At 69.5% G+C, this 11043-nt stretch carries 9 protein-coding genes and 1 pseudogene; 6 read left to right on the top strand and 4 right to left on the bottom strand.

Features of this window, described 5'->3' with window-relative positions:
- Positions 1-307: pseudogene (locus A8G15_RS28090) on the bottom strand (NUDIX domain-containing protein); the annotation flags it as partial.
- Positions 308-385: 78 nt separating this feature from the next.
- Here A8G15_RS28090 and nadA point away from each other — a divergent pair.
- The 5 genes from nadA (at position 386) to A8G15_RS28065 (ending at position 7175) form a co-directional block, all read left to right on the top strand.
- Positions 386-1417 (top strand): quinolinate synthase NadA, encoded by a 1032-nt coding sequence (nadA, locus tag A8G15_RS28085; RefSeq protein WP_068166452.1) that lies wholly within the window; start codon positions 386-388, stop codon positions 1415-1417.
- Positions 1414-3015, top strand: coding sequence for an L-aspartate oxidase (locus A8G15_RS28080; RefSeq protein WP_068166451.1), 1602 nt, complete (start codon positions 1414-1416; stop codon positions 3013-3015). The genes nadA and A8G15_RS28080 overlap by 4 nt, the downstream gene beginning before the upstream one ends.
- Before the next feature lie 3 nt (positions 3016-3018).
- Positions 3019-3885, top strand: coding sequence for a carboxylating nicotinate-nucleotide diphosphorylase (gene nadC / locus A8G15_RS28075; RefSeq protein ID WP_068166450.1), 867 nt, complete (start codon positions 3019-3021; stop codon positions 3883-3885).
- A 40-nt stretch (positions 3886-3925) separates the two neighbouring features.
- Positions 3926-5596, top strand: a complete 1671-nt coding sequence (locus A8G15_RS28070; RefSeq protein WP_068166449.1) for an MDR family MFS transporter — start codon at positions 3926-3928, stop codon at positions 5594-5596.
- A 181-nt stretch (positions 5597-5777) separates the two neighbouring features.
- Positions 5778-7175, top strand: a complete 1398-nt coding sequence (locus tag A8G15_RS28065) for a WS/DGAT/MGAT family O-acyltransferase (RefSeq protein WP_068166448.1) — start codon at positions 5778-5780, stop codon at positions 7173-7175.
- A 24-nt stretch (positions 7176-7199) separates the two neighbouring features.
- On the opposite strand, the gene A8G15_RS28060 is transcribed toward A8G15_RS28065, so the two are convergent.
- Positions 7200-7628 carry a CBS domain-containing protein gene (locus A8G15_RS28060; RefSeq protein ID WP_068166453.1) on the bottom strand — a complete coding sequence of 143 codons (429 nt, stop codon included), beginning with the start codon at positions 7626-7628 and terminating at the stop codon, positions 7200-7202.
- Positions 7629-7788: 160 nt separating this feature from the next.
- Here A8G15_RS28060 and A8G15_RS28055 point away from each other — a divergent pair, with 160 nt between their 5' ends.
- On the top strand, positions 7789-8085 hold the full coding sequence (locus tag A8G15_RS28055) for a DUF2470 domain-containing protein (RefSeq protein WP_068166447.1): 297 nt from the start codon (positions 7789-7791) through the stop codon (positions 8083-8085).
- A 41-nt stretch (positions 8086-8126) separates the two neighbouring features.
- On the opposite strand, the gene ctaD is transcribed toward A8G15_RS28055, so the two are convergent.
- Together ctaD and rhtB are read right to left on the bottom strand one after the other, a co-directional pair.
- Positions 8127-9836, bottom strand: coding sequence for an aa3-type cytochrome oxidase subunit I (gene ctaD / locus A8G15_RS28050; RefSeq protein WP_068166446.1), 1710 nt, complete (start codon positions 9834-9836; stop codon positions 8127-8129).
- Positions 9837-10039: 203 nt separating this feature from the next.
- Positions 10040-10672 carry a homoserine/homoserine lactone efflux protein gene (gene rhtB, locus A8G15_RS28045; RefSeq protein ID WP_068166445.1) on the bottom strand — a complete coding sequence of 211 codons (633 nt, stop codon included), beginning with the start codon at positions 10670-10672 and terminating at the stop codon, positions 10040-10042.
- Positions 10673-11043 lie beyond the last annotated feature (371 nt).

The following is an 11043-nucleotide window of genomic DNA, read 5'->3' as shown; positions in this document are numbered from 1 at the left end:
GGTGGATGCGATGGTGCGCGGGCCGGGGACGCGATGCGGTGCGGAGAACACCGACAACTGCGAGGTGGGAGACCTCGCGCACATCCACCTTCTCGGCGAGCTGGCGGAGGGCCGACACGGTGAGGTCCTCGTCGTCGCGCAGATGCCCACCCGGCAGCGACCAGGTCCCGGCCTCCGGATCGAGCGCCCGTTGCCAGAGCAGAACCGCCAGTTCCGGCGCGGTTCCGGGGTTCTCGGGTGTGGCCGGAAAGTGACGAACCTGGAACACCACGATGAGCACTTCGTGACGAGTGTTACTATGTGGCATGTTTTCGATCCTAAGTCGAAAACCCCTCAATACGGAAATTCGGGCCAGTCCGCCCGGATTGCACGAAGGAGCCAGTCCATGACCACGACCGAGTGGGCAGGAGCCGCCGCCATCGTCGACGGCCCCGGCGGCTACACCGGCATCGAGGCGACGCCGGAGTGGGCCGAAGAGGTCCGTCGGCTGGCCCGCGAGCGCAACGCGACGCTGCTGGCGCACAACTACCAGCTTCCCGCCATCCAGGACATCGCCGACCACGTCGGTGACTCCCTCGCGCTCTCGCGCATCGCCGCCGAGGCGGAAGAGGACACGATCGTCTTCTGCGGCGTGCACTTCATGGCCGAGACCGCGAAGATCCTCAGCCCGAACAAGACCGTGCTGATCCCCGACGAGCGCGCCGGCTGCTCGCTGGCGGACTCGATCACGGCCGAGCAGCTGCGCGAATGGAAAGCCGAATACCCCGACGCCGTCGTCGTCTCGTACGTCAACACCACCGCCGAGGTCAAAGGCCTGACCGACATCTGCTGCACGTCCTCGAACGCGGTCGACGTCGTCGCCTCCATCGACCCCGACCGGGAGGTGCTGTTCCTGCCCGACCAGTTCCTCGGTGCCCACGTCAAGCGCGTCACCGGCCGCGAGAACATGCACATCTGGGCCGGCGAATGCCACGTGCACGCCGGCATCAACGGCGAGGAACTCGCCGCCCAGGCCAGGTCGCACCCGGACGCGGATCTGTTCGTCCACCCCGAATGCGGCTGCGCGACGTCCGCCCTGTACCTGGCCGGGGAAGGCTTCGTGCCCGACGACAAGGTCAAGATCCTCTCGACCGGCGGCATGATCGACGCCGCCCGCGAGACCGGGGCCAGGCAGGTCCTCGTCGCCACCGAGGTCGGCATGCTGCACCAGCTCCGCAAGGCGGCACCGGGCATCGACTTCCAGGCGGTCAACGATCGTGCCTCCTGCCCGTACATGAAGATGATCACCCCGGCCGCCCTGCTGCGCTGCCTGCGCGAAGGCAAGGACGAGGTGCACGTCGAACCGGCCGTCGCCGAACGCGCCCGGCTGTCGGTACAGCGGATGATCGCCATCGGCAACCCCGGCGGCGGCGAGTGACAACCCCCACGGGTGTCGGCGTGGGCTGGGAGGCCCGCGCCGACCTGGTGGTCGTGGGCGGCGGCGTCGCGGGCCTGACCGCGGCGCGTGCCGCCGCGCGTCGCGGGCTGACCGTGCTCACCGTGAGCAAGGGCGGCCCCACCGACACTTCCACCCAGTACGCGCAGGGCGGCATCGCCGTGGTCGCCCCGACCGGCGACAGCGTCGACTCGCACGTCGCCGACACGCTCGCCGCCGGTGGCGGCCTGTGCGACGAGGACGCGGTCCGCTCCATCGTCAGTGCCGGCCCGCACGCCGTCGCCGCGCTCACCGACCTCGGCGCCGTGTTCGACCGCGGCCGCGACGGCGACGTCGCCCGCACCCGCGAAGGCGGGCACTCGACCCGCCGGATCATCCACGCCGGCGGCGACGCCACCGGCATGGAGGTGCAGCGCGCCCTCAACGCCGCGAGCCTGCCCGTGCTGTTCGGGGCCGCGGCCGCCCGCATCCTCACCGACGCGCGCGGCGTCACCGGCGTGCTGGTCCTCGACGAGCGCGGCCTCGGCGTCGTACACGCCCCGGCGGTGCTGCTCGCCACCGGCGGTCTCGGCCAGCTGTACGCGTGCAGCACCAACCCGCCCGGCGCCACCGCCGACGGCATCGCGCTGGCGCTGTGGGCCGGTGCCGCGGTCGCGGACGTCGAGTTCGTGCAGTTCCACCCGACCGTGCTGTTCGCACGCGGCGGCGAGGGCAGGCGTCCGCTCATCAGCGAGGCGGTCCGCGGTGAGGGCGCACGCCTCCTCGACGCACACGGTGCCTCGATCACCGCGGGCGTGCATCCGCTCGGAGACCTCGCACCCCGCGACGTGGTCTCCCGCGCCATCGCCGAACGGCTCGCCGTGCTCGGAGAGGACCACGTTTTCCTCGATGCGCGCCACCTCGACGGTTTCGCCGAACGATTCCCGACGATCACCGCCTCGTGCCGGGCCGTCGGCCTGGACCCGGCCGACGACCTGATTCCGGTCGCGCCGGCCGCGCACTACTCGTGCGGCGGCGTCGTCACCGACGTCCACGGCCGCACCACGGTGCCCGGCCTGTACGCGGCGGGAGAGGTCGCCCGGACCGGCCTGCACGGTGCGAACCGGCTGGCCTCGAACAGCCTCCTCGAAGGCCTCGTGCTCGGCGAACGCGCCGGACACGCAGCCGCCGAGGAGCGCTCCGGGATGCACGTGGACGCGACCGACGCGACCCTGCCGGCCCGCCGCCGTGCCGATCGCGCGACGGTGCAGGCCCTGATGACGCGGCACGCCCCCGTCGTCCGCGACGAGGCCGGACTCGCTGCTGCGCAGGCCGGTCTCGCGGATGCCGGACAGCGTCCGTGTACCGACACCACCGCGCTCGAGGACGCGGCGCTGACGATCACGGCAGACGCTCTGCTCGCCGCGGCGCGAGCCCGTACCGAGAGCCGCGGTTGCCACACCCGCAGCGACTTCCCTGACACCGATCCGGCCAGGGCCCGCAGCTTCGAGATCCGCCTGGTCGACGGCGCCGTCGCGTTGAGCTTGCTCGGCGCCGATGCCACCACCGTGACCACCCCCGACCTGACAGGAGTGCGTTAGACAATGGCCACAGAGCTGCCCGAGGGCCTCGACCGCGACGAGATCCTCACCCTGATCCGCGTCGCGCTCGACGAGGACCTGCGCTACGGCCCCGATGTGACCTCCGAGGCGACGGTGCCGGCGGACGCGGTCGCGACCGCGGCGGTGGTGCCGCGCTCGCCGGGCACGATCGCCGGGATCGACGTCGGCCTGCTGGTCCTCGACGAGGTGATCGGGGAGGGCGGTTACACGGTCCTCGACCGGGTCCAGGACGGTCATCGGGTGCAGGCCGGCGAGGCGGTGCTCTCCGTCGAAGCGCCGACACGGGGCCTGCTGACCGCCGAACGCACCATGCTCAACCTGCTGTGCCACCTGTCCGGGATCGCCACCGCGACCGCGCACTGGGTGGATGCGGTCGCCGGGACCGAGGCGAAGATCCGCGACAGCCGCAAGACGCTGCCCGGGATGCGGGGGCTGCAGAAGTACGCCGTGCGCGTCGGCGGCGGCGTCAACCACCGCATGGGCCTCGGCGACGAGGCGCTCATCAAGGACAACCACGTCGCGGCCGCGGGATCGGTCGTCGCAGCGCTGCGCGCGGTCCGGGCGCACGCACCGGGCATCGCGTGCGAGGTCGAGGTGGACAGCCTCGACCAGTTCGACGAGGTGCTCGCCGAGAAGGCCGAACTGATCCTGCTCGACAACTTCCCGGTGTGGCAGACACAGATCGCGGTGCAGCGCCGCAACACCCACGCGCCGCAGACCCGGCTCGAATCATCCGGGGGCCTGACCCTCGACGTCGCCGCCGACTACGCGCGCACCGGCGTCGACTATCTCGCGGTCGGCGCCCTCACGCATTCGGTGACCGTCCTGGACCTCGGTCTCGACATGTGAGGACTTGCCGACCGGCCCGGGCCGGGCACAGAGTGGAACGGTGACGGGCACCGACCGCGACAGTGCCGGCCCGGCCGCACCGGTCGCATTCACCCACCGCGAGATCCTGTCCATCCTCAGCGGCCTGATGCTGGGGATGTTCCTCGCCGCGCTCGATCAGACCGTCGTCGCCACCGCGATCCGCACGATCGCCGACGACCTCAACGGCTACGCGCTGCAGGCGTGGGTCACCACCGCATACCTCATCACGGCCACGATCTCGACGCCGTTGTACGGCAAACTGTCCGACATCTACGGGCGGCGCAGGCTGTACCTGACGGCGATCAGCGTGTTCCTGGCCGGGTCCCTGCTGTGTTCGTTCGCGACATCGGTGTACATGCTCGCCGTGTTCCGGGCGATCCAGGGGATCGGTGCCGGCGGGTTGATGTCGCTCGCGCTGGCGATCCTCGGCGACATCCTCGCGCCCCGAGAACGTGCGAAGTATCAGGCGTACTTCCTCGCCGTGTTCGGCGTCTCCAGTGTCCTCGGGCCGGTGCTCGGCGGGTTCTTCGCCGGGACCGGCAGCGTCCTCGGGATCACCGGATGGCGATGGGTGTTCCTCGTCAACATCCCGGTCGGGGCGCTCGCCCTCGCCGTGGTCGCGCGCAACCTGCGGCTTCCCTCGCAACACCGGGCGATCCGCGTGGACTGGTGGGGTGCCCTGGCGTTGGTGGTCGCGGTGGTCCCGCTGCTCGTCGTCGCCGAACAGGGCCGGGAATGGGGGTGGGGAAGCGGTGCCGCGGTGGGCTGCTACGTCGTCGGCGGGATCGGAGTGGTGGCGTTCGTCGCCGTCGAGATCGCCATGAAGGACGCGGCGCTGATCCCGATGCGGTTCTTCCGCAACGACACGTTCGCCCTGGGTGTGCTGATCTCGCTGCTCGTCGGCACCGCCATGTTCGGCGGGATCTCGCTGCTGCCGCAGTATCTGCAGGTGGTGCGTGGATCGTCGCCGACGGTCGCGGGACTGCAGATGATCCCGATGGTGGCCGGCATCATGATCGGTTCGGTGTTCTCGGGTCAGCTCATCGCGCACACCGGTCACTACCGGATCTACCCGATCATCGGATCGGTGTTCCTCACCGTCGGCATGTTCCTGCTGCACACCGTCGGGACCGACACGGCACTGCCGGTCGTGATGGCCTACATGGCGATCCTCGGATTCGGCCTGGGCAATCTGATGCAGCCGATGACCCTGGCGCTGCAGAACGCGCTCCCGCCCCAGGACATGGGTGTGTCCACCGCGGCCGCGACGTTCTTCCGGCAGATCGGCGGCACCCTCGGGGTAGCGGTGTTCCTGTCGATCCTGTTCGCGCGGGTCACTCCCGCGATCGCCGACCGGCTGGCCGCGGCCGGGGACGATCCCGGTTTCCGGACGGCGCTGGCCGCGGCGGCCCGCGGCGGCGATCCGGTCGACGCGTCGTTCGCTCGCGGTGTGCTGGACCAGGATCCGGGGGCGCTCGGGTCGGTGCTGGGTGACAGCTCGATCGTGCAGCGGCTGCACCCGGTGCTCGCGCGGCCGCTCGCCGACGGTTTCGCGGACGCGATGGACACGGTGTTCCTCGTGACCTCTCTGGTGGGCGTGGTGACGATCGTGCTGGTGCTGTTGTGGCGGGAGGTGCCGCTGCGGCCGGATTCGGGGCTCGCTGCGGTGCGCGCGGGTTCCGGCGAGTGAGGCCCGATTCGGGGTGTCCGAACCGAACCAAGCAAGTGTCCGGTGGCGGGCACCGCTGTGTATGGCGTAGAACTTGGAAGGCACCCGCTGTGATCGCTCTCACTTCGGGCGCGGTCCGGTGAGCTGCAGGGGGCTCACCCCGAAGTGAGCGCTCGCATCGCGGGCAGCGGAAAGAATCCGAATGCGGCTACCGATGCCACTCACCGATTCGATGTTCCTGCTCGGCGAGTCCCGCGAGCATCCGATGCACGTCGGAGGCCTGCTGCTGCTCGAGCCGCCGGAGGGCGCCACCGCCCAGGACGTGCGGACGCTGTTCGACGAGGCACTCACCCGCGACGACGATGTGGCGCCGCTGTGGCGCCGCCGCGCGGCCCGGTCGCTGTCCACATTCGGTCAGTGGGCGTGGGAGGAGGATCCGCGGTTCGATCTCGACCACCATGTGCGCTTCAACGCGCTCCCGCGGCCGGGCGGCATCGACGAGCTGTGGGATCTGGTGTCGCGTCTCCACAGCAGCGTGCTCGACAGGTCCCGGCCGCTGTGGGAGATCCATCTGATCGAGGGGCTCGCCGACGGGCGGTACGCGATCTACGTCAAGATCCACCACGCGCTCGCCGACGGTGTCGGAGCTATGAAACTGCTGCGCCGTGTGCTCAGCACCGATCCGTGCGAGACCGGGATGCCGGCACCGTGGGGCACCGTGGACCGCTCGGACCCTCCGAAATCCCCCGTCGGGACCGCCATCGACCTGCCCGGGGCGATGGTCCGCGCGGTGCGGGCGACCGCCGCCGAGACGATCGGCGTCGTGCCTGCCCTGGTGGGCACCGTCGAACGGGCGCTGCACGACCGCGGCGGGTCGATGTCGCTGTCCGCCCCGCGCAGCATGCTCAACGTGCCCATCGCCGGGGCCCGCCGGTTCGCGGCCCGCTCGTGGCCGCTCGAACGTCTGCAGATGGTCGCGAAGGCCGCCGACGCCACCGTCAACGACGTGGTCCTCGCGATGTCGGCGGGTGCGCTGCGCACGTTCATGCTCGAACGCGACGCGTTGCCCGACGATCCGCTCATCGCGATGGTCCCGGTGTCGCTGCGCAAGGACAAGGATCCCGGGGGCGGCAACGACATCGGGGTGCTGATGTGCAATCTGGCGACGCACGTCGACGATCCGCGCGCGCGGCTGGATGCGGTCCGGGACTCGATGGCCGAGGGCAAGCAGTCGATGGAGGGCATGTCGACGGTCTCGCGGCTCGCGGCCAGCGCGCTGGGCATCGCGCCCCTCGCGGTCGGGGTGCTCACCGGCAACCGGGCGTTGCCGCGGCCCCCGTTCAACGTGATCGTCTCGAACGTGCCCGGTCCGGCGGATCCGCTGTACTGGAACGGTTGCCGGGTCGACGCTCTGTATCCGTTGTCGGTGCCGGTCGACGGCCAGGCGCTGAACATCACCTGCACGAGCACCGACGGTGAGATCGCGTTCGGCCTCACCTCCTGCGGGCGCAGTATCCGGCATCTGCATCCGCTGCTCGATCATCTCGGCAGTGAGCTCGACGCGCTGGAGACGGCGCATGTGGTGAGCGCGACGGTGTAGGAGGGACGGCGGGGACGGGACTCGTCAGCCCTGGTCGATGTACGACTCGAGATGGTCGCGTTCGGACTGCAGTTCGTCGATACGGCTCTTGACGACATCGCCGATGCTGACGATCCCCGCGAGCCGGCCGTCCACGAGGACCGGCAGGTGGCGGATGCGCCGCTCGGTCATGGTGGCCGCGAGACTGTCGACGCTGTCGCTGGGCAGGCACGTGTACATCGAGGTGGTCATCACGTCGGAGACGCGTGCCTCGAGGACCCCGGGACCGTGGACGTGGATGAGCCGGACCACGTCGCGTTCGGTGACGATGCCGATCGGTGCGGCGTCCTCCAGGACGACCAGGGCACCGAGGTTCCTGGTGGTCAGGACCTCCACGACGTCCCGGACCGTCGCGGTCGGGGGCACGGTCACAACGGTCCGGCCCTTGTTGCGCAGCACATCCGCGATTCGCATCCGGATACCCCGATCCATCCGCTCGTCCGTCACCCGCCCGCGCCCGGCACCGGCAGACCTCGAGCGTATGCCAGTGCCTCGGCCCGCCTCGGGTTCTTTACTCACTCGTGACCGATGTGCGACGTCGGGCACCCACTGCACCTTCGCTAGGCTCACCGCCGTGACCCGATTCGATGCTGCCGTCGTCGCTGCCGTGACCGGCCACATGAACGACGATCATGCCGACGACAATCTGCTGATCGTGCGTGCCTTCGCGGAACCGACGGCCACGGCCGCGCACATGACGGATCTCGATACCGAGTCCGGGCTGTGGCAGGTGACCAGCGGGCACGGCGAGCACACGGTGCGGGTGCCGTGGCTCGAGCCGGCCACCGACCGGGCAGCGATCCGGGGCGCGGTCGTCGCGCTGTACCACGCGGCCTGCGAACGACTCGGCGTCGCTCCCGCCGAGCACTGACCCGGATCTCCGAACCCCGGATTTTCCGAACAGGGCCGCTGTCAGCTGCTTTCGGGAGTGCGGTCGGCGAGATCCTTGAGATGAGGTTCGGTGACCTCGTGGCTGCCGCTGCTCCATCCGACGTGCGATTCGGCGCGCATCCGCTCCGACATGTGCGGGTAGTGCAGTTCGAACGCCGGCCGCTCCGAGCGGATCGGCGGCAGCTCGTAGAAGTTGTGTCGCGGTGGTGGGCACGTGGTGGCCCACTCGAGCGAGTTACCGTAGCCCCACGGGTCGTCGACGGTGACGACCTGGCCGTACCGGTAGCTCTTGAACACGTTCCACAGGAACGGCAGCGTCGACGCACCGAGGATGAACGCACCGATGGACGAGATGGTGTTCAAGGTCTGGAACCCGTCGGTCGGCAGGTAGTCGGCGTACCGGCGCGGCATGCCCTCGTTGCCCAGCCAGTGCTGCACCAGGAAGGTGGTGTGGAAACCGATGAACGTGAGCCAGAAGTGCCAGCGTCCGAGTCGCTCGTCGAGCATGCGGCCGGTCATCTTCGGGAACCAGAAGTAGATACCGGCGTAGGTGGCGAACACGATGGTGCCGAAGAGCACGTAGTGGAAGTGCGCGACGACGAAGTAGGAGTCGTGCAGGTGGAAGTCCAGCGGCGGGCTGGCCAGGATGACGCCGGTCAGGCCACCGAAGAGGAACGTGATGATGAAGCCGACCGCGAACAGCATCGGGGTCTCGAAGCTGAGCTGGCCCTTCCACATCGTGCCGATCCAGTTGAAGAACTTCACACCGGTCGGGACGGCGATGAGGAACGTCATGAACGAGAAGTACGGCAGCAGCACCGCGCCGGTGGCGTACATGTGGTGCGCCCACACTGCGATGGACAGGGCCGCAATCGCGATCGTCGCGTACACCAGCCCGGAGTAGCCGAAGATCGGCTTGCGGGAGAACACCGGGAAGATCTCGGTGACGATGCCGAAGAACGGGAGCGCCACGACGTACACCTCGGGATGACCGAAGAACCAGAACAGGTGCTGCCACAGGATCACGCCCCCGGTCGCGGGGTCGTAGATGTTGCCGTTGAGGACCCGGTCGACGAACAGGCCCATGAACGCGGCGGTGAGCAGCGGGAACACCAGCAAGATCAGCAGGCTGGTGATGAGGATGTTCCAGGTGAAGATCGGCATCCGGAACATCGTCATGCCCGGGGCGCGCAGGCAGACGACCGTGGTGGTCATGTTGACGGCGCCGAGGATGGTGCCCAGGCCCATCACGGCCAGGCCCATCACCCAGAGGTTCGCCCCGACACCCGGCGTGTGCGTCACGTCCGACAACGGGGTGTAGGAGGTCCACCCGAAATCGGGGGCGCCCCCGGGGGTGATGAACGACGAGGTGACTATGAGAGCACCGAACAGGTACAACCAGTAGCTGAACGAGTTCAGACGCGGGAACGCCACGTCGGGGGCGCCGATCTGCAACGGCAGGATGTAGTTCGCGAAACCGAACACGATCGGGGTCGCGTACATCAGGAGCATCACGCCGCCGTGCACGGTGAACAGCTGGTTGTACTGCTCGTTCGACAGGAACTGCAGGCCCGGGACCGCGAGTTCGGCGCGCATCAGCATCGCCATCAGGCCGCCGGCGAGGAAGAACGCGAACGAGGTGACCATGTACATGATCCCGAGATCCTTGGGATCGGTCGTGGTCATCAGCTTGTAGAACACCGAGCCCTTGAGGTGGTACCGCGCCGGCATGGGGCGCGTCGCGCGGGGCGTGGGTGCGGTCACCACAGGATTCACGATGCCTCCCGTCCGCCGTCCCGGGGGACGGCCGAGTTGCGCACCACCGAGGGTTCGGACACGGGCACCGACACCCGGCACCGGACGACCGGCAGTTGGCGGTCCGGGCCAGCGTAACCCCGGCCCGTCCCGGCTCGGAGGGCTTTCGGCCGGTCGGCTCAGACGGTGGCGGCGCGGCGGACGGTCGCCAGGAACGCGGCGGCGATCAGGAACAGACCGGAGAACACCCGGTTGGTGACCGTCTGCTGCCGCGCGGACCGCATCAGCGTGAGCACCCGCGCCGCCAGACCCGTGTAGCCGGTCATCACGACGACGTCGACGGCCACCATGGTCACCGCGATGGTCAGATACTGCGGCAGCAGCGGGGCCACCGGATCCAGGAACTGCGGCAGCACCGCCAGCATGAAGACGACGGCCTTCGGATTCGACGCGTTGACGAGGAATCCGCGCAGCACCAGCGCGGGCGCGGAACCGCCGCGGGCCGGTGACTCGGGGGCGGCCTCGGCGGGCCGGGCCCGCCACTGGCGGATGCCGAGATACACCAGATACGCGACGCCGAACCACTTGATCACGGTGAACGCGGTCGCGGACCGGGCCAGGATCGCGCCGACGCCTGCGGCGACGATCGCGATCTGCAGCAACAGGCCCAGTTGCAGTCCCAGGATGTTCCAGTAGCCGCGCCGCAGACCGTGCGCGAGTCCCGAGGACATCGACGCGACCGCGCCGGCACCGGGGGAGAGGCTGATCACCCACGCCGCGCCGAGGAAGGCCAACCACATCTGCCAGGTCACCGCGTGAGCCTAGCCGACTGCTCGATCCCGGAGCCGGGCCCGTCAGGACGGGCCCGGCTCCGGGATCGAGCAGTCGGCTAGGCTCACGCGGTGACCTGGCAGATGTGGTTGGCCTTCCTCCTACTTGAACATCCTGGGACTGCAACTGGGCCTGTAGCTGCAGATCGCTCTCGTCGCCGCAGGCTTCGGCGCGATCCTGGCCCGGTCCGCGACCGCGGTCACCGTGCTCATGTTGGTCTTCCTCTCGTAGCTGGCGTATCTCTGCCTCGTCCATTGGCGGGTCGCGACCACGCGCGTCCCCCCCCCTCTCACGGCCCCCCGCGGGGTCGCGCCCCCGGCGCTCACGTGCGTGTGCACACGGCCGCTCTCGG

It is taken from the genome of Rhodococcus phenolicus, from assembly GCF_001646785.1.
Taxonomy (GTDB): Bacteria; Actinomycetota; Actinomycetes; order Mycobacteriales; family Mycobacteriaceae; genus Rhodococcus; species Rhodococcus phenolicus.
This window is presented reverse-complemented; position numbering and strand designations above follow the sequence as displayed.